The organism is Mesorhizobium sp. M0621, assembly GCF_040320745.1.
Taxonomy (GTDB): Bacteria; Pseudomonadota; Alphaproteobacteria; order Rhizobiales; family Rhizobiaceae; genus Mesorhizobium.
In genome coordinates this window covers 23,518-42,187 of the sequence record NZ_JAMYQF010000012.1, presented here as the reverse complement: position 1 = coordinate 42,187, position 18,670 = coordinate 23,518, and the positions used below count along the sequence as shown (strand labels likewise).

21 protein-coding genes are annotated in these 18,670 nt (G+C 62.9%); 10 read left to right on the top strand and 11 right to left on the bottom strand.

Annotated elements, in window-relative coordinates:
* Positions 1–66: 66 nt before the first annotated feature.
* Both metF and NKI38_RS11240 read right to left on the bottom strand, forming a co-directional pair.
* Positions 67–984, bottom strand: a complete 918-nt coding sequence (gene metF, locus NKI38_RS11245) for a methylenetetrahydrofolate reductase [NAD(P)H] (protein WP_352657415.1) — start codon at positions 982–984, stop codon at positions 67–69.
* Entirely contained in the window at positions 984–2,006 is a 1,023-nt protein-coding gene (locus NKI38_RS11240; protein WP_352657412.1) for an ArsR/SmtB family transcription factor, read from the bottom strand. The genes metF and NKI38_RS11240 overlap by 1 nt, the downstream gene beginning before the upstream one ends.
* Before the next feature lie 186 nt (positions 2,007–2,192).
* On the opposite strand from NKI38_RS11240, the gene tsaA reads away from it, so the two are divergent.
* Positions 2,193–2,732, top strand: a complete 540-nt coding sequence (gene tsaA / locus NKI38_RS11235; protein ID WP_352657409.1) for a tRNA (N6-threonylcarbamoyladenosine(37)-N6)-methyltransferase TrmO — start codon at positions 2,193–2,195, stop codon at positions 2,730–2,732.
* On the top strand, positions 2,729–3,043 hold the full coding sequence (locus NKI38_RS11230; protein ID WP_352657407.1) for a DUF2293 domain-containing protein: 315 nt from the start codon (positions 2,729–2,731) through the stop codon (positions 3,041–3,043). The genes tsaA and NKI38_RS11230 overlap by 4 nt, the downstream gene beginning before the upstream one ends.
* Before the next feature lie 7 nt (positions 3,044–3,050).
* On the opposite strand, the gene NKI38_RS11225 is transcribed toward NKI38_RS11230, so the two are convergent.
* On the bottom strand, positions 3,051–3,548 hold the full coding sequence (locus tag NKI38_RS11225; RefSeq protein WP_352657404.1) for a hypothetical protein: 498 nt from the start codon (positions 3,546–3,548) through the stop codon (positions 3,051–3,053).
* Positions 3,549–3,706: 158 nt separating this feature from the next.
* On the opposite strand from NKI38_RS11225, the gene NKI38_RS11220 reads away from it, so the two are divergent.
* Complete coding sequence (locus NKI38_RS11220) at positions 3,707–4,669, top strand: D-amino acid aminotransferase (RefSeq protein WP_352657401.1); 963 nt, start codon at positions 3,707–3,709, stop codon at positions 4,667–4,669.
* Between the two features lie 132 nt (positions 4,670–4,801).
* Positions 4,802–5,635, top strand: coding sequence for an SDR family oxidoreductase (locus NKI38_RS11215; RefSeq protein WP_352657398.1), 834 nt, complete (start codon positions 4,802–4,804; stop codon positions 5,633–5,635).
* A gap of 69 nt (positions 5,636–5,704) precedes the next feature.
* Here NKI38_RS11215 and NKI38_RS11210 read toward each other — a convergent pair whose 3' ends face one another.
* Together NKI38_RS11210 and NKI38_RS11205 are read right to left on the bottom strand one after the other, a co-directional pair.
* Positions 5,705–6,322, bottom strand: a complete 618-nt coding sequence (locus NKI38_RS11210; protein WP_352657395.1) for an MOSC domain-containing protein — start codon at positions 6,320–6,322, stop codon at positions 5,705–5,707.
* Positions 6,323–6,326: 4 nt separating this feature from the next.
* Positions 6,327–6,989 carry a TetR/AcrR family transcriptional regulator gene (locus NKI38_RS11205; RefSeq protein WP_352657393.1) on the bottom strand — a complete coding sequence of 221 codons (663 nt, stop codon included), beginning with the start codon at positions 6,987–6,989 and terminating at the stop codon, positions 6,327–6,329.
* A 110-nt stretch (positions 6,990–7,099) separates the two neighbouring features.
* On the opposite strand from NKI38_RS11205, the gene NKI38_RS11200 reads away from it, so the two are divergent.
* From NKI38_RS11200 to NKI38_RS11190, 3 genes are all read left to right on the top strand, one after another.
* The gene (locus tag NKI38_RS11200; protein ID WP_352657391.1) at positions 7,100–7,522 is read left to right on the top strand and encodes a tautomerase family protein; all 423 of its coding nucleotides are present in this window, start codon (positions 7,100–7,102) and stop codon (positions 7,520–7,522) included.
* 19 nt (positions 7,523–7,541) lie between these two features.
* Entirely contained in the window at positions 7,542–7,934 is a 393-nt protein-coding gene (locus NKI38_RS11195) for a VOC family protein (protein WP_352657388.1), read from the top strand.
* 99 nt (positions 7,935–8,033) lie between these two features.
* Positions 8,034–8,624: a methyltransferase family protein gene (locus tag NKI38_RS11190; protein WP_352657386.1), complete on the top strand. Its 591-nt coding sequence runs from the start codon at positions 8,034–8,036 to the stop codon at positions 8,622–8,624.
* Here NKI38_RS11190 and NKI38_RS11185 read toward each other — a convergent pair.
* The 5 genes from NKI38_RS11185 to NKI38_RS11165 form a co-directional block, all read right to left on the bottom strand.
* Entirely contained in the window at positions 8,611–9,732 is a 1,122-nt protein-coding gene (locus tag NKI38_RS11185) for a beta-ketoacyl-ACP synthase III (protein WP_352657383.1), read from the bottom strand. The genes NKI38_RS11190 and NKI38_RS11185 overlap by 14 nt on opposite strands.
* Positions 9,733–9,864: 132 nt before the next feature.
* On the bottom strand, positions 9,865–10,203 hold the full coding sequence (locus NKI38_RS11180; RefSeq protein ID WP_352631611.1) for a hypothetical protein: 339 nt from the start codon (positions 10,201–10,203) through the stop codon (positions 9,865–9,867).
* A 140-nt stretch (positions 10,204–10,343) separates the two neighbouring features.
* The gene (gene tam, locus NKI38_RS11175) at positions 10,344–11,111 is read right to left on the bottom strand and encodes a trans-aconitate 2-methyltransferase (protein ID WP_352657380.1); all 768 of its coding nucleotides are present in this window, start codon (positions 11,109–11,111) and stop codon (positions 10,344–10,346) included.
* 43 nt (positions 11,112–11,154) lie between these two features.
* Complete coding sequence (gene ettA / locus NKI38_RS11170) at positions 11,155–12,804, bottom strand: energy-dependent translational throttle protein EttA (protein ID WP_013530923.1); 1,650 nt, start codon at positions 12,802–12,804, stop codon at positions 11,155–11,157.
* 257 nt (positions 12,805–13,061) lie between these two features.
* A complete protein-coding gene (locus NKI38_RS11165) occupies positions 13,062–14,069 on the bottom strand; it encodes a ribonuclease T2 family protein (protein ID WP_352657378.1) in 1,008 nt (335 codons plus the stop codon).
* A 184-nt stretch (positions 14,070–14,253) separates the two neighbouring features.
* On the opposite strand from NKI38_RS11165, the gene NKI38_RS11160 reads away from it, so the two are divergent.
* The 3 genes from NKI38_RS11160 (at position 14,254) to NKI38_RS11150 (ending at position 18,107) form a co-directional block, all read left to right on the top strand.
* Positions 14,254–15,186: an alpha/beta fold hydrolase gene (locus tag NKI38_RS11160; RefSeq protein ID WP_352657376.1), complete on the top strand. Its 933-nt coding sequence runs from the start codon at positions 14,254–14,256 to the stop codon at positions 15,184–15,186.
* 99 nt (positions 15,187–15,285) lie between these two features.
* On the top strand, positions 15,286–16,461 hold the full coding sequence (locus tag NKI38_RS11155) for a CaiB/BaiF CoA transferase family protein (protein WP_352657374.1): 1,176 nt from the start codon (positions 15,286–15,288) through the stop codon (positions 16,459–16,461).
* Positions 16,458–18,107, top strand: coding sequence for a thiamine pyrophosphate-binding protein (locus NKI38_RS11150; protein WP_352657372.1), 1,650 nt, complete (start codon positions 16,458–16,460; stop codon positions 18,105–18,107). The genes NKI38_RS11155 and NKI38_RS11150 overlap by 4 nt, the downstream gene beginning before the upstream one ends.
* Positions 18,108–18,156: 49 nt before the next feature.
* On the opposite strand, the gene NKI38_RS11145 is transcribed toward NKI38_RS11150, so the two are convergent.
* Entirely contained in the window at positions 18,157–18,597 is a 441-nt protein-coding gene (locus NKI38_RS11145) for a CHRD domain-containing protein (RefSeq protein ID WP_352657369.1), read from the bottom strand.
* Positions 18,598–18,670 lie beyond the last annotated feature (73 nt).

The window sequence follows — 18,670 nt, the reverse complement described above, 5'->3', positions numbered from 1 at the left end:
GCACCCAAATAGTCCAACCAATTCAAAAGGCCGGGTTTTTCCCGGCCTTTTGTTGTTGGGACGACCTCATGCAGCGGCTGATCCGGCGACCTCCGCCTCATGCGAGCGGATGCCGATCATGTGGCAGACGGCGAAGACCAGGTCGGCGCGGTTCATGGTGTAGAAGTGGAAGTCGCCGACCCCGCGCTCGACCAGGTCCATGACCTGTTCGGCCGCCACCGCCGACGCCACCAGCGCATGCGTCTGCGGGTCCCGGTCAAGGCCCTCGAACCGTTCCGCCAGCCAGCCGGGCACATGCGCGCCCGCCCTCGCGGAAAAGTTCGCGACCTGCTTGAAACTGTGAACCGGCTGGATGCCCGGCACGATGGGTATGTAGATGCCGGCGCGGCGGACGCGCTCGACATAGCGCTCGTAGAGATCATTGTCGAAAAAGAACTGGGTGATGGCGCGCGTCGCGCCATTGTCGACCTTGCGTTTCAGCATCTCGATGTCGGTGGCGAAATCGGGGCTTTGCGGATGCTTTTCCGGGTAAGCCGCGACGGAGATGTCGAAATCCGCGATCGTCTTAAGCCCGGCGACCAGCTCCGCGCCATTCTCGTAGCCACCGGGATGCGGGCGATAGGGTTCGCCGACGCCGGAGGCCGGGTCGCCGCGCAGCGCCACGAATCGGTTGATGCCGATCGACTTGTAATCCTGGATGACCGCGTTGACCTCGTCGCGCGTAGCACCGACGCAGGTCAGGTGCGCCGCGGCGGGAATATCGGTTTCCGTCAAGATGCGCTTTACGGTGCGCGCGGTGCGCTCGCGTGTCGAGCCGCCGGCGCCGTAGGTTACCGAGACGAATTTCGGCTTCAGCGGCTCCAGCCTTGTGACCGTGTCCCACAGCTTGGCCTCCATCTCGTCGGTCTTCGGCGGGAAGAATTCAAAGGAAACCCTGACCTTGTCGCCAATGTCGGGGCGGCGGGAAAAACGGAACTGGTTCATCAGGCGATTTCCCCTATCGAGTTCATTTTGGCTTGCCGGGCATCGTTGGGAGGATCGGCGATCAGCAGGCGCCGGTCGCGGCCAAGCCAGAGCTTTACAGTGAGCCTGGCCTCGTTGCCGCCGCGCGGCTCGAACTCTTGGGCCTCCTCGAGATCGAGGCCCGCTTCCGAAAACCAGTCGGCGATCTGCCGGTCGGAAAAGCCGAGCCGCATATGCGCATGCTCGTCGCGCAGGAATTCCAGCGTGTGCGGTGCGAAGTCAACGATGACCAGGCGCCCGGCCGGGCGCAAAAGCCGCGCCGCCTCGTGGATGGCGCGGGCGGGATCGTCGAGATAGTGCAGCACCTGATGGATGGTGACGAGATCGAAGGCATCGCGCTCGACCGGCGGCGCGAAGATGTCGCCCTGCCGCACCTGCGCATTCGAAACGCCGGCCTTGTCGAGATTGGCGCGCGCCACGGTCAGCATCTCGCGCGACATGTCGATGCCGACACCGCGCCGGTAGAGCGGCGAGAAGATTTCAAGCAGGCGACCGGTGCCGGTGCCGAGATCCAGCATCGACTGGAACGGCCGTTTGCCGACCAGCTTCAACATTGCGGCTTCGACCGCGCGGTCCGGCACATGCAGCGAACGGATATGGTCCCAGCTCGCCGCATTCACGGAAAAATACTCGACCGCACGGTCCTGCCGCTTGCGCTTGACCGAGGCCAGCCGCTCGAGATCGCGCTCGACCTGCGGATCGGCACCGCGAATGCCGGAGACCAGCCCCATGACGAAGTCTCGCGCGGAATCCGCGTCCGACAGGCGGAAGAAGGCCCAAGACCCTTCCTGGTAGCGGCCGATCAGCCCGGCCTCCAGCAAGAGCTTCAGGTGCCGTGAAACGCGCGGCTGCGACTGGCCGAGAATTTCGGTAAGATCGGAAACGGTGAGGTCGCCGCGCGACAACAGTGCCAGTATGCGAAGCCGGCTGGATTCGGCCGCCGCCTTCAATGTATCCACCATGGTGTCGAGCGAGACATGCATCAGCGTATTCTCTTTGAAAAGATATAAACATATGTTTATGTCGATTTTCGAAACCTTGCAAGCGCTATGTCGCTTCCGGACAAGAAAATGGCGCTTGCGTGGCCGCTCGGTGCCTGTTCCCCAAAAGTGCGTTGCGATTTTGGGACAACGACATGCACGAACAAAAAGATGCGAGATGAGAGCAAGATGACCGGAACGCGTAAGATGTTCGAGGAGCGCGAAGGCGAGCAGAGACTGGAAAACGATCCGGCATCGATGCCGCCGGATAGCGGTATCGTCTTCATCGGCCGCATCGCCTCGCCATGGACAACTCGCGAAACCTGCCCGAAGAACATGCGAACCGCGCGCGAGACCGGACAGCCGGCGGTGCTGACCATCGACGCGCCCTATCGCGATGGCCTGCAGGGCCTAGAGCGTGCCAGCCACGTCATCATCCTGTCCTGGCTGCATCATGCGCCGCGGGACCTGATTGTGCAGAAACCGCGCCATGCGGCTGAAGCGAAAGGTGTATTTTCGCTGCGCTCCCCTGCCCGCCCTAACCCCATCGGACTGCATGTGGCCAGGCTCGTCGGGCTCGACCAAAACACCGGCCGCATCGATCTCGACGCCATCGACGTGCTCGACGGCACGCCGGTCATCGACCTGAAACCCTATTTCGCCTCGACCGACGCCATATCGGAGGCGACCATCGAAGGGCGCGACGAGCCCAATCGGAGCCGGCCATGACAGCGCCCACCGGCCGCCGCCGCGCCATCGCCAAGGCACTGACCGCACTTCTGCCGCTGGCGCCCTATGCCGACATGGAGAAGATCCGCACCGACGCCGGCGCGGTTCACATGAAGACCTTGCCGCCGGCCATCGCCGTATGGCTGGCGACCATTGCCCATATCCGCCACGTGCACACCGATTACGAAAAACTGCTGGCCGAAGGTTACGATCGCGACGCGGCGCGTTTCTTCGTCATCGAGCATACCAACATCGTGCTCACCCGCTGGCGCGCGACCCGCCTGCTCGACGCCGATGACGACGAGGAATGAACGCTCGCTACTGCCGCTTCAGCACGGCGACGGCATTGTAGGGTTGGCCGTCGGCCTGGCCGACCCAGATCCAAGACAGATTTCCCTTGAAAAACCGGACGGTGATGTTGCCGCCGTCGATGCACTTGTCCTGACCGTAGGTGATGCTCTCGTGGTATTCCGCCGATGTGTCATCCCTGGACGTCTGCGACAGGGAGCCGCCGCAGCCGAGCGACGGATAGTCGATCGACGCACTGCCATCGGTGATCGTCATGGCGATCGGCCAGTCGGCCCCGGCATCGCCGGCAGGGCTCTGATGGCCACTGCCGACCCAGGTGCCGCTCAGCGACGGCACCGCGCAAGGCACGTTCTGGAAGATCGGCGTCAATTCGCTGCCGGTTTTCTCGCAGCGATAGGTCTGGCCACCCTGGCAGAGTTCCTCGCCTTCTTTCACACATTGGGCGCTGGCTTCGCTCGCGGCGGCGAACATCATCATGGCTGCTATCACGGCCCCAAGTTTGCCCATCTTCCCCTCCTGTTCAGAACCAGAATGGTAGGGCAATTCCAATCCAATGTATCGTCCAGACCATCGTGGAGGCCGAACGGCGCCGAGCGGGTGGCTCTATGCCTTCTGCCCGGCACCGCTAGCCTGCTGACCTCGCCTTGCGCGACAGGAGGCCCCCGATGAGCCAGACGACGGCAACACAGGACGCGAAGCAACTGCCCGTGGTTGGCGACCGCCATGTCGACCCGCACTCCTACCCCGAGGGCGTCGCTTTCCTCGACGGCCAATATCTGCCGATGTCGCAAGCGAAGATCTCGGTGCTGGACTGGGGCTTTCTGCATTCCGACGCCACCTACGACACCGTGCATGTCTGGAACGGTCGCTTCTTCCGCCTCGACCTGCATCTGGACCGCTTCTTCGGCGGGCTGGAAAAGCTGCGCATGACCATTCCCTTCGATCGCGACGGGGTGACCGAAATCCTGCACAATTGCGTGGCCCTGTCGGGCCATCGCGCCGCCTATGTCGAAATGCTGTGCACGCGCGGCGCCTCGCCGACCTTCAGCCGCGACCCGCGCCAGGCGATCAACCGCTTCATGGCGTTCGCGGTGCCGTTCGGCTCGGTCGCCAATGCCGAGCAACTGCAGCGCGGCCTGCGTGTCGCCATCAGCGACAAGGTGCGCATTCCGCCGGCCTCGATCGACCCGGCGATCAAGAACTACCACTGGCTCGATCTGGTGCGCGGTCTCTACGACGCCTATGACCGCGGCGCCGAGACCGCAGTGATTCTCGACTTCAACGGCAACGTCGCCGAAGGTCCGGGCTTCAACGTCTTCTGCGTCAAGGATGGCAGACTATCGACGCCAGCCATTGGCGTGCTGCCCGGCATCACAAGGCGCACCGTCTTCGATCTCTGCACTGAGGAAGGTCTCGTTGCCGCCGCGACCAACGTCAGTGTCGCCGCATTGCGCGAGGCAGACGAGGTTTTCATCACCTCGACCGCGGGCGGCATCATGCCGGTAACGGTGGTCGATGGCGCGGGGGTAGCCGACGGCAAGGTCGGCGCGATCACCAGCCGGCTGATGGCACTCTATTGGGAGAAGCACGACGACCCGGCATGGTCGTCTCAGGTGCATTATCCCTGATCAACCTGGCGGCTTCTTCAAAAGATTTCCCCTCACCTCTGGAAAAATGCGGGATAGACCGTATATGCCCCAAAGCGGAGAAGCCTCCGCTTTCACCCGAAATCACGCCCGCAGGGGCAAGGACTCCACATCATGACAAACAAGGTTTGGTTCATCACCGGATCATCGAAGGGCTTTGGCCGCGTCTGGGCCGAGGCAGCACTAGCGCGTGGCGACCGCGTCGCGGCGACCGCCCGCGATGCCGGCACGCTCGCCGATCTCGTCGAGACATATGGCGACAAGATTGCCGCGATAAAGCTCGACGTCACCGACAAGAAAGCCGTCGATGCCGCTGTCGCCGAGGCGCACAAGCGCTTTGGCCGGCTCGACATCGTCATCAACAATGCCGGCTACGGCCATTTCGGCGCCATCGAGGAGGTCAGCGAACAGGAAGCTCGCGACCAGATCGAAACCAATGTCTTCGGCGCCCTGTGGGTCACCCAGGCCGCACTGCCGATCATGCGGGCGCAGCGGTCCGGCCACATCATCCAGATCTCGTCGATCGGCGGCGTCAATGCCTTTGCCTCGCTCGGCCTCTACCACGCTTCGAAATGGGCGCTGGAAGCCTTCAGCCAGTCGCTGAGCATCGAGGTCGCGGAATTCGGCATCCATGTGACGCTGGTCGAACCCGGCGGTTTCTCCACCGACTGGGCCGGCCCGTCGGCAAAGGTCTCCCAACCGATCGAGGCCTATGCGCCCGCCCGCGCCAAGATGGCCGAACGCCGCGCCAATTCGGTCGCCGGCGATCCCGAGGCCACCGGGCCGGCCATGCTGGCCATTGTCGACGCCGCCGAGCCGCCGCTCAGGGTGTTCTTCGGCGACGGCGGCCTGCCGATGATCAAACAGGAATACGCCAACCGCATCGCCACCTGGGAAAAGTGGGATGACGTTTCCATCATGGCGCAAGGCGAGAAGAAGAACCGCTAAGCTAACGCCTAGTGGGCTTTGGCTACGCCGCCCCGGCGGCGTAGCCCCTGCCCTTTGGTTGCAGCATAGCTATGCCGAATAAATCCACTGTTCCGGCACGCGCACCGAAATCTCTTCGCCGGCCTTGACCGTTCCCGGCTTCTCGACCCAGGCGACGACGCCACGCAGCCGCTTCGCCATCTTCGGGAACAGCAGCGCGCCGGCTTCGATGTCGGCCATGCCGGTATTTTCGGCGATCGATCGGCCGGCGATGCGGCAGGGGCCGTTCTGCGCGTCGACCTTGATGGTCGCGCCGCCCTTGAAGAACAGCAGCGTACCGGCCGGCAGCATGGAGAGGTTCGGCACGCCTTCGATCACCAGGTTGGCGCCGATCCACTCCGGCTTGATTTCGGTGAGATCCATCCGTTGGGCGACGATAGCGAGTTCATCCGCCGCCACGATGGATATCTGCCGTTCGTTGCGCATTTCGGTGCCGCGCGGATACCAGGGTTCGCGCCCGCCCGAACGCCGCGTCGGCCCGGCATGGAAATCGCCTGATATACCGCCGAAACCTAGCCGCAGTTCGCCCACTGGGTGGGTCTGGAAATGATCCGATGGCGCCACGTAAAGCGCTGCCGCCTTGGCGACCAGCTTTCGCGCGGGGACGATTTCAACCGGCTTTTCAGCTGCGGGAAAGAGATCCAACATGGCTTCATTCCTTGGATGATGCCGCTTGGTTTTGCCCTTCGGCCGGCAAGGCCGCAAGAGCGGTTTGGGCCAAAACGCGCAACTCTTCGACCGAAGCGCCGTCCCGCGCCTGGATCGACATGCCATTCATGACGCCAGCCAGGTATTTGGCCAACCCCTCGACCGAGAGGTTTTCCGGGAGGTCGCCCACTGCCTTGCCCCTGGCCAGGCGTTCTGCGATCGCTGCTTCACTCGCCTTGCGATAGGTCTTGAGCTCATCGGCAATGGACTGCGCCTGCGGCGAGGCTGCCAGCGCGCCGCTGACGAACAGGCAGCCACCGGGCTTGCCGGGCCTGGAATACGCCTGCGCCGCGCCGAGCAGCAATCGCCGGATCGCCTCCCGCGTCGATACCGGCGCACTCAGCGCTTCCAGCGCAAACCCAATCTCGGTTTCGTGATAGCGCGTCAGCGCTTTGCGGAACAAGGTCTCCTTGTCCGTGAAGGCGTTGTAGATCTGCGGCGGCGTCAGCCCCATAGCCTCGCGCAGCATGGCCAGCGACGTCGCCTCATAGCCATGCTCCCAGAACAGATGCATCGCCGCATCCAGCGCCCGGTCGGGATCGAATGCGCGCGGCCGGCCGCCACGGGGCTTCTCCAAATTATCCATAGTGATCGATACGAAACCCATTGACTCATCTTCCTCATGTAACGTACCAATCGATACGAAACATCGCAAGCCGGAAGACATGTCAGCCGGAAGGCCCATGGAAACCAGCAAAGAGGAAAGAGGAGAGCCAAATGCCAATCACCGTGACCGCGCCCGAAGGCGTACTGACCCCTGCGGGAGAGCGCGAGATCCTGCCGCGCCTCAGCGCCGCCCTCATCGAAGCCTCGGGCGCCACCGGCAATTCGTTCTTCACCGCGATCGTCGGCGGCACGGTCCATGTCCTGCCGCTTCATCGCATCTATGCCGGCGGCGCCAATCGGCCGGTCGTGATGGTCGAGCTGAAGCTACCCAACATCGGTCTTGCTTCGATCGAAGCCCGAAATAGCTTCATCACCGCAGCCGCCGGGATCGTCGCCGAGCTTTGCGAGCCAAACCACCGGCCCGAAAACACCTGGATCAACATCGTCAACGCACCCGACGGCGGCTGGGGGATCGGTGACAGGCAATATACGGGCGAGGCGCTTATCACAGCCGCCACCGCCGCCGCGTACTGATCCGGCAAAGGGCAAACCGATGCGGCTCTCCCCTTCGCTGTTCTTCACCACTAATTGCGAGCCGGCACTGGCCTTCTACGAGCAGTGCGGCCTTGGCCGGCGGACGATCCTGCTGCGCTGGGGCGACAACAACATGCCGGTGCGAACCAAAGCTATGCGCGGAAAGATCCTGCATGCACGCTTCGAAGGTCCGGGCGTCCTGTTCCACGCCTCGGACAATGACGATGCGGAGCCGATGAAGGGCTCCGCCATGATGCTGGAGTTCGACAACCTGGCCGCCATGCAGGAGCTTTTCGGCCGAATGAGTTCGGGCGGCCGGATCACCGTGCCCCTGGCGCGGCAATATTGGGGAACCAGCTTCGGCATGCTGATCGACGCCTTCGGCGTGCAATGGATGTTCTCCGACGAATGAGGCCCGGATCACGATCTTCTGACCAGAAACTTGGCCTGCGCCGCATTGCCGGCGCTTTGCACCGGTTCCATGGTGGCCTCCAGACCAAGGAACCTTGTCATGCATCCCGCTCCTGCAATCGCCGCGCTCTGGCTGATCTGGCTGGTGTCCTGGCTCGCAGCTGCCTTCTGGGCCGATCCGGCGCAAAGGCGCGCCGGCTTGCAGGCCGAGTTGCGATATCGGGTCGTGACGGTGTTCGGGGCGACGCTGTTGTTCATCCCTGCGCACGGCTATGAAGGCCGGCTTCGGCTTTGGATTCCGAACCCCATTGAGGCGTGGATCTGCGTTGTTCTGATCGCGATCGGTCTGGCATTCGCCTGGTGGGCCCGCCTGCATCTCGGCCGCCTCTGGTCGGGCACGGTAACCGCCAAGGCCGAGCATCGTGTCGTCGACACCGGCCCGTACGGGCTCGTCCGCCACCCGATCTACACCGGCCTGCTTCTGGCGATCCTCGCCACCATGGCGGCGAAAGGCACCGCCTGGGGCATTGCCGGCGCCGTCCTGCTGACCATCGGCATCGTTATGAAAGCAAGGCTGGAGGAGCGATTCCTGCGTGGCGAACTTGGAACCGCTTATGACGACTATGCCAGGCGGATGCCGATGCTGGTGCCGTTTGCACCAGCCCGACGCGTCTGGTTCAAAGCATTCTGAGCAGCGCGCCGCCTATCGAATAGCCCGCGCCGAAGGCGCAGATCAGGCCGAAATCGCCGGGTTTCATGTCGGCGTGGTTCTCCGAAAGTGCAACGATGGCGCCGGCGCCCGCCGTATTGCCCAGCCGTTCCAGTACCATCGGCGCGCGGTCATGATCGACCTCATGGCCGAATGACAGTTTCAGGATCATCGCATTCATGCGCGCATTGGCCTGATGCAGCCAGAAGCGCCGGATCGCCTGCGGCGTCAGCCCGTGCTCGGCGAGGAATTCGACGATGAATTTCTGCCCGGCGACGGTGACTTCCTTGAACACCTTGTTGCCGACCTGCTTGATCAGATTGCCTTCCAGATTGATCATGTAGGGATCATCCTGGGCGGTGCGGGTATGGTAGCCCAGATTGGTGCGGATGTTGTTGGACATCTGCGTCCAGATGCGCGTGTCGAGCACCTCGAAACGTCCCGGCCGCTTGTCGCCCTGCGCCAGCCCCTCGACCACCATCGACACCGAAGCGTCGCCGAAGATGAAATGTGTCTGCCGGTCGCGGAAATTGAGATGACCGGTAATGATCTCCGGCGTCGTCACCAGAATGCGCTTGTGCGCGCCCGACCGCACAAGATTGACGGCAATGTGCAGGGCGGCGGCAGCCGAAGAGCAGCCAAGCCCCATGTCGAAGCCGGCGCCCTTGGTCCCCAGCGCCTCCTGCATTTCGATGGCGATCGCCGGATAGGGCCGCTGGTGATGCGAGGCCGAACAGATAACCAGATCGATATCCGACGGCTTCAACCCGGCATGGTCGAGAGCTTTTTTGGCCGAGGCAATGCCGAACTCGGCTTCGAGCGACAACGCATCGTCGGGCCGTGCCGGAATGCGCGGCGCCATGCGGGTCGGATCGAGAATGCCTTCGCGCTCGATCACATGACGGGTGCGCACGCCTGAGGCGTGGACGATGAAGTCGCTGTCCGATTTCGACAGCGGCGGCTCGTCGGTGCCCAGGCGGCGCGCATTCTCCGTGTCGACCCAGGCATTGAAGCTGGCAACCAGCTCTTCATTGGTGATCTTGGCTTCAGGGATTTCTACGCCGATGCCGCTGATGATGACGCGATGCATATATCCAGTCCGTCCCATCCGCAGGCGTTGCGGGCTTCATGTGGGCGCCGGAATGCTCCGGCGCAACAGTTTTCTCACCGAGGCGGTTTACGCCGACTTAAACCAAAGGTTTAGGCCGACTTAAACCTGGTTTCACCAGGCGCAGAGCTTGGTGTTGGTCTGCGGGTTGTTCCAGCAGGCACCGTCGTCGCGGCTGCGCACGAACTGCCCCGGCAGCGGCACATTGCGGCGGCCGAGATTGACATAGCCATAGGCAAAGCCTGGCCCGTCGATCTCCAGGACATAGGTCGGATAGCCCGGCGCCGAGATGCGGAAACTGCCGGTATCATCGATCGCGCGATAGCTGCACGGAAAATAGCCGTCATCGCTGGTGAAGCAGCGCGCTCGCTTGGCCTCCGCCGAGATCGAGAACGCCAGAAGTGCCGCCGCGCACACGCCGCCGCCGAAAAGCATCTTGTTCAGTGTCATCATTCACCCCCTGCCACGCGAGCCCACCCCTGCCACACGGGCCCACCCCTGCCATACGGGCATTGTGATCCCAAGGTGATGAAATGCGCATGGCGGCGAAACCGGGTCAAGCGGCGGCAATGGGCATCGTGCAACGTGGATAATCAGGCCCGCTTGGCGACGATGAAGATGCGAGGAAAGCGCAAGAGCACCTTGCCGTTTGCCGTCTTCGGATAGGCCTTGGCGATCTTGGTCGTGTAGCTGTCGAGGAACAGCGCCTTCTCGTTTGCATCGAGTGGATCGACAAAGGGCTTCAGGCCCGTCGATTTCACCCATTCGACGATCGCTTCGGCATCGGCAAGCGGGTGGTTGTAGATGGTGTGCCAGATGTCCAGCCGATCGCTGAGCGGCGACAGGAGGTCATAGTAGAACGACACCAGCGGCAACGGCCCGCGCGCCGCGCCCTTCATCTTTTCGGCAAACGGCATTTCGGCGGCGGTCTCCCGCATCAGGCGGTGGGAGTCTTCGCCCATATTATCGGGCATCTGAACGGCGAGCGCGCCGCCTGGCGCCAGGAAGCCCATCAGCCGCTGGAAGACCTTGGGATGCTCGGGCAGCCACTGGAACACCGCATTGGCGAAGATCACGTCGACCGGCTCAGCCGGCTGCCACTTCGATGCATCGGCCAGGTCAAAGGTGACCTCGGGCAGGCGTGTCCTCGCCTTCTCGATCATATCGGCTGAGGTGTCGAAGCCGCTCACCTCAGCGTTCGGCCAGCGCCCGACAAGCAGTTCGGTCGAGTTGCCCGGCCCGCAGCCGATGTCGACGACCCGGCGCGGGAAGTCGACCGGTACTTGTGCGACAAGATCACGCGCTGGACGCGTGCGCTCATCCTCGAATTTCAGGTACTGAGCGGCGGACCAATCAGCCATGTGAGCTCCCACGCTCGTTTGAGATCGCCGCCCGGAAATCCCTCTACCGCGTCAGCCTCTTGTAGGTCATACGGTGCGGATTGACGGCATCGGGGCCGAGGCGGCGGATCTTGTCCTGTTCGTAATCCTCGAAATTGCCCTCGAACCATTCGACATGGCTGTCGCCCTCGAAGGCGAGGATATGCGTCGCCAAGCGGTCGAGGAACATACGATCGTGCGAGATGATGACCGCGCAACCACCGAAGTTTTCCAACGCGTCTTCGAGTGCGGCAAGCGTTTCCGTATCGAGATCGTTGGTCGGTTCGTCGAGCAGCAGCACGTTGCCGCCAGTCTTCAGCATCTTGGCCAGATGCACGCGGTTGCGCTGGCCGCCGGAGAGATTGCCGACCTTCTGCTGCTGGTCGCCGCCACGGAAATTGAACGAGGCGCAATAGGCACGCGTGTTGGCCTCGAACTTGCCGAGCTTGACCACTTCGGCGCCGCCGGAAATCTCTTCCCACACCGTCTTTGACGGATCGAGCGCATCGCGGCTCTGATCGACATAGCCGAGCTTGACCGTCTCGCCGACGCGGACGGAGCCGGCATCCGGCTTTTCCTGGCCGGTGATCATGCGGAACAGCGTCGTCTTGCCGGCGCCGTTCGGGCCGATGACGCCGACGATGCCGCCGGGCGGCAGCTTGAATTCCAGGCCGTCGATTAGCAGCGTGTCGCCAAAGCCCTTCGACAGGCCTTCCGCCTCGATCACCACATTGCCGAGCCGCTCGCCATGCGGAATGACGATCTGCGTATCGCTCGGACGCCGCTTGTCTGCCGCATCCAAAAGGTCCTGGAACGCCTGGATACGCGCCTTGGATTTGGTCTGGCGGGCCTTCGGGCTCGACTGGATCCATTCGCGCTCGCGGCCGATGGCGCGCTGGCGGGCGTCGTCCTCGCGGCCTTCCTGCTTGAGGCGCTTGGCTTTGGCTTCGAGATATTTGGTGTAATTGCCCTCATAGGGAATGCCGCGGCCGCGGTCGAGTTCGAGGATCCAGCCGGTGACATTGTCGAGGAAGTAACGATCGTGGGTGATGATCATCACGGCGCCCGGATAGGCCCGCAGATGCTTTTCCAGCCACGCCGTGGTTTCAGCGTCGAGATGGTTGGTCGGTTCGTCGAGCAGCAAAAGGTCGGGCTGGCGCAGCAAGAGCTGGCAAAGTGCCACGCGGCGGCGCTCGCCGCCCGAAAGCTTGGTGACTTCCGAATCCTTGGGCGGGCAGCCCAGCGCTTCCATCGCCATCTCGACCTGCTGTTCGAGATCCCACAGGTTGAGCCGGTCCATCTCGTCCTGGAGCTTGGCCGACTCGTCGGCCGTCTCGTCGGAATAGTTCATCATCAATTCGTTGTAGCGCTCGATGATAGCGGTCTTGGCGGCGACGCCTTCCATGATGTTTTCGAACACGGTCTTGTCCGGATCGAGCGCCGGCTCCTGTGCCAGGTAGCCGACAGTGGCGCCTTCAGCCAGCCAGGCCTCGCCGTTCCACTCCTTGTCGAGCCCGGCCATGATCTTGAGGATCGTCGACTTGCCCGACCCGTTAGGGCCGAGGATGCCGATCTTGGCGTCCGGATAGAAAGAGAGATGGACATTCTCAAGCACCTTCTTGGTGCCATAGGCCTTGTTGAGGCCGGCCATGTGATAGATGAACTGGCGTGCCACGCGCGCTTTCCCTAAAAAAACTGACTGGCCCAGAAAACTGACTGGATTTGTCGAATTGGGTGGAGGTTGGCCGCTATGTAGGCGATGCGGCGGCGAACGGCAATCGCTTTTGCCATATCTGGCCGGTCACACGCGGAAGTGTCCGCCGAACCGGAACGTTTTCCGTCGGTCCTGCGTCCTTGAGATCTATCTCGCCAGCGTCTTTTACGTCGCCTTGCCGTTCGGCATGGTCTCGCCGGGCTCGACCCGCCGCGTCCTTACTGGAACCCGATCGCGTCGACGGTGCCGGTCGGGCAACCGGCCTTGTTGGTCGGCACCGAAGCCAGCAACAGATCCTTGAGCGAGCTGTTGGGTCCGATCGGGCCGGCAAGGCCAAGCGTCAGTTCGCCGATCAGCCGCCGGCCGCTCGACGGATCGATGACGCAGGAAACGCGCACGCGGTCCCCTGCTCCCGCCCCGAAGGCAGTATCGAAAGCGCCACGGATCTGGTCCGCCGTCAGCTTTCCGCCGATGTTCTTGGCAAAGAGATCGCGCACCGGCGAGCTGTTCACCGCGCGCATCAGGTTTAGCGCGTCGGAAAAATAGTCCTGCTGGCTCTTGCCGTAGCAGGTGCCGTGCTTGATCCATTCATGCCGTTCGAGCTTCGAAGCTGTCCCCGGCATCACCTGGTCGAGTTCCGTGCGGGTGCTGGCGTCCAAATTGACCGGCGGCAGGTCCTTCCAGTGAGCCGGATTGTCGTTGGCCTTGTCGCTCGCAGTCGCCTGGCAATAGAAATTGCCGTTCGGCTGCGGCCACAGCCCGTGCAAGGTGAAATGCGTCGCGTCGAAATCACCGGAACTCTGCGCCTTGCATTCGGTCTTGCTCGACTTGGTCTCGCAGAAGGCCGGCTGCCAGCTCAGCGCGAAGACGTATTCGGGTTTTCCCGACGCCGCCGGCTTGGCTTGCCCGCCAGGTGCTGCCGGCACGGTCGCGGCGCTGCTGCCGGAGATATGGCCGCAGCTGACCTTCACCCAGCGGCGCTCCGGATCGGCGCCCGGCACCAGGATGAGGTAATGCGTCGGCGCATCCTTGTTGCCGGCCAGCAGCTGGTAGCTCTGCCCGGCGTCGGTCGAGACATTACCGGGATTCTTGCCATTCTTGATGGCTTGCGTCGCCGGACAGGCGGCGTCGGCAACGAAGCTGCCGCTCATCTTGACGTCGGCACGCGCCACACCAGCCAGCGACGCCGCCAATACGGCCAATCCGAAAACGACACCAATGCGCATGGAAAATCCCCGGCTGAAGAAGTGGACGACAGACTGAAGCTGTCTCCATGTCAGAATTGCGATATTTTGCTGGCCAAACGCAAGAAACATCGTCGCGGAAAAGCAGGCACGGCGGATTGACGCAAAACCGGGGCCAGCGCAAACAAAGCCAACAACAATAGAGCAAGGGCGGAGACCAGGCGGCATGTCATTCAGCCAGCAGCGCGTGGTTGCCTCGCCGACCGGTGCCGATCTCAATCTTTACGTCAAGCAGGCCGATGGCCGGCCGCGTGCGGTCATCCAGATCAATCACGGCCTGGCCGAGCACGCCGCGCGCTATGACCGCTTTGCCGATTTTCTCTCTGCGCGCGGCTTCCACGTCTATGTCCATGATCATCGTGGCCACGGTGCGACCAAGGCCCCCGACGCGCTACTCGGCAGGTTCGCCGGCAAGGACGGTCCGGCCAAGGTGATCGCCGACGTCGATGCCATTCACGATGTCATCGCCAGCGAATGCCCGAACCGGCCGGTCATCCTGTTTGGTCATTCGATGGGTGCGTCCATGGCGCTGAACTACCTGCTGCGCCATTCGCCGCGCGTTCATGCCGCCGCGATCTGGAACGGCAATTTTTCTCAAGGTCTGCTCGGCCAACTGGCGCTCGGCATCCTTGCCTGGGAACGGATGCGGCTCGGCTCTGACGTGCCGTCGCGGCTGCTGCCGAAACTCACCTTCCAGGCCTGGGGCAAGGCGGTGCCCAACCACCGCACGCTGTTCGACTGGCTGTCGCGCGATGAAGCGGAAGTGGCGAAATACATCGCCGATCCCTTGTGCGGCTGGGATGCTTCGGTGTCGATGTGGCGCGACGTCGTCGGCATGGCGCTCAACGGCGGCAAGGATGCCGGCTTTGCCGACATCCGGCGCGATCTCCCCGTCAGCATCGTCGGCGGCGAAAAGGATCCTGCCTCGGACCACGGCAAAGGGATCACCCACCTTGCCAATCGCATGCGCAAGATGGGCTTTTCGAATCTGGTTTCAAAGGTTTACGCCGACACCCGCCACGAAAGCCTGAACGAGGTGAATCGCGACATTATCATGGACGATTTCGCCGCCTGGGCCGACGGTACCCTGAAAGCGTGACGGATTGGCCCATCGCAAGAGCCGTGACAGCCGTTGCAGGGCTTGATAGAGGCTCTGCTTTCGCAGCAATCAAGGTGATTGCAGCAACCACGGTGATCCATGGCTGAGCCCCCGCTGAAAGGCGTCCGCGTCGTCGAACTCGCCCGCATCCTTGCCGGGCCATGGGCCGGGCAATTGCTTGCCGATCTTGGCGCCGATGTCATCAAGGTCGAGAGCCCCGATGGCGGCGACGACACCCGCAAATGGGGCCCGCCCTTCGTCATGGGCAAGGACGGCGAGAACCTGTCGGCCGCCTATTACCATTCCTGCAATCGCGGCAAGCGCTCCATCGCCATCGATTTCTCGACGCCGGAAGGTGCCGAGACGGTGCGCCGGTTGGTCGCGACTTCAGACGTGCTGATCGAGAACTTCAAGCTCGGCGGCCTGAAGAAATACGGCCTCGACTATGACAGCCTGCGCAAGATCAACCCGCGCCTCATCTATTGCTCGATCACCGGCTTCGGCCAGGACGGCCCGTATGCGCCACGCGCCGGCTACGACTTCATCATCCAGGCCATGGCCGGCATGATGTCGATCACCGGCGAGGTCGGCCGTGAGCCGCAAAAAGCCGGCGTTGCCATCTCGGACATCTTCACCGGCCTCTATTCGGTCATCGCCATCCAGGCGGCACTACGCCACGCCGAACAGACCGGCGAAGGCCAGCACATCGACATGGCGCTCTTCGACACCCAGATCTCGGCGCTCGGCAACCAAAACCTCAACTATCTCGTCTCCGGCAAATCGCCGGTCCAGATGGGCAATGCACATATGAACATCGCCCCCTACGAGGTGGTGCCGGTCCGGGACGGCCATATCATCCTGGCTGTCGGCAATGACGGCCAGTTCGCCAAATTCTGCGCCGCTGTCGGACTGGACGATTTGCCTGCAAATCCCGACTTCGCCACCAACCCTGCCCGCGTCGCCAACCGGGTCAAGCTGCGCGAGCACATGATCGAGGCGCTGAAGGTTTTTGATCGCGATCCGCTGCTGGCAAAGCTGGAGGCAGCAAGCGTGCCGGCGAGCCCGATCAATACGATCGGCCAGATGTTCGCCGACCCGCAGACGATCGCGCGCGGCATGCGGCTCGACCTCGACGACGGCCATGGCAATCTTCTGCCTTCAGTGCGTGCGCCGATGGTGATGTCAGGCACGCCGCTGGTCTATGAGCGCCCATCGCCGCGCCTGGGCGAACACACGCAAGAAATCCTTGCCGAACTGGAGAAGTCTGGACAATGAAGACCGGCGGACAACTGATCGTCGACGCGCTCGAAGCCAACGGCACCGACCGCATCTATTGCGTGCCCGGTGAATCCTATCTGGCGGTGCTCGACGCGCTGCACGATTCGGCGATCCGCACCATCGTCTGCCGCCAGGAAGGCGGTGCCGCCATGATGGCCGATTGCCACGGCCGCCTGACCGGCAAGCCCGGCATCTGTTTCGTCACTCGCGGCCCTGGCGCCACCAACGCTTCGGCCGGCATCCACATCGCCATGCAGGATTCGGTTCCCCTCATCCTGTTTATCGGCCAGGTCGCCAGCCACGCCAAGGAGCGTGAAGCATTCCAGGAAGTCGACTATAAGCGCTTTTTTGGCGATATCGCCAAATGGGTGGTCGAGATCGACGATGCCTCGCGCATCCCGGAATTCGTCACCCGCGCCTTCGCGGTGGCGACATCGGGCCGTCCCGGCCCGGTCGTCATCTCGCTGCCGGAAGACATGCTGACAAGTCTAGTCGAGGCGCCCGAAGCCTTGCATTACACGCGCGTCGAAACCTCTCCCAGTGAGGCCGAGCTCGACCGGCTGGACGCGCTGCTCAATGCCGCAAAACGGCCGATAGCAATTCTGGGCGGCACGCGTTGGGATTTTGTTGCTGTTCAGGAAATCACGCGCATAGCCGAAGCGTGGTCGCTGCCGGTCGGCTGCTCCTTCCGCCGCCAGATGCTGTTCGACCATCTCCATCCGAACTATGCCGGCGATGTCGGCATCGGCATCAATCCGAAGCTGGCGACAGCGATCAAGCAGGCCGACCTCGTGCTGCTCATCGGCGGCCGCATGGGCGAAATGCCGTCGTCCGACTACACACTGCTGAAAAGCCCCTACCCAGACCAGGCACTGGTCCATGTCCATGCTGACGCCGGCGAACTCGGCCGCGTCTACCGGCCGACACTGGCGATCAACGCCTCGCCTTCCGCCTTCGTTCGGTTTTTCGCCAGAAGAAAAGGGCCGGCGTCGCCAAGCTGGGCCAGCGAAACCGGACGCCTGCACGCCGCCTATCTCGACTGGTCGACCCCGCCGGAAAGCGGCCCCGGTTCCGTCCAGATGGGACCGATCATGAACTACCTGGAAAAGATGTTGCCCGATGACGCCATCCTGACCAACGGCGCCGGCAATTACGCCACCTGGGTGCATCGCTTCCACCGCTTCCGCCGCTTTGCCACGCAGGCAGCGCCGACCTCGGGCTCGATGGGCTATGGCACGCCTGCCGCGGTCGCCGCCAAAGAGCTGTTTCCAGACCGCACCGTGGTTGCCTTTGCCGGCGACGGCTGCTTCCTGATGAACGGGCAGGAATTCGCTACTGCCGTGCAATACGACCTGCCGATCGTCGTCGTCGTCGTCAACAACGGCATCTACGGCACCATCCGCATGCACCAGGAGCGCGAATATCCCGGCCGCGTGGTGGCCACGGATCTCAGGAATCCCGACTTCGCGGCCCTTGCCCGTGCCTATGGCGGTCATGGCGAAACGGTCGAGAAGACCACCGATTTCGCCCCGGCCTTCGAGCGTGCCCTCGCCAGCGGCAAGCCGGCGATCGTCGAAATCAGGCTTGATCCCGAAGCGATCACGCCGACCCGCACGATGACCCAGATCCGCGACAAGGCGTGATTCAGAAAGAAGGGGCGGTCGCCCGCCCCTTCTTTCGAAACAACCTGTACTACTTCGCCTTTTCGATCTGGCCGCGGATTTCGCCGTCCTGGTTGGCTGATGTATGGATGTTGACGTAATATTTGCCTGCCTCCAAGTCAGCCGCCTGGGCATCCGTCAGCGTTTCAGATCCCCTGATCGGGCTCTTGAGCTTTTTGAATGGGATGACCGGGTCGGCGTTTGCACCCATCGCCGCCGGGCCGTGAATGTGCGCGCCCGTTGCTGGTCCGCTGAGGCCTGAATATTTGACGTTCCAGCTGAGCTTCTTCTTGGCCGTGTCGAACGTGAGAGTGGCCGTGCCCTTGCCCTTCGTGGTGATGGGCGGGTTTTGCTGGCCGCCGTCGAGCGTCGCCTTGAATTTTTCCATGTCGGCCAAGGCGGGCGAGGCAAGGAAGATGGAAGCAGAGACGGCGAGTGCCGAAACGATCGGCGAAAAGGAATGCATGCGCATTTTTAGAAACCTCCGTTGGATGACACGCTGCGGCTCCCCAGCGCAGGGATGCGTCAGCACAACGGCCAGCCCG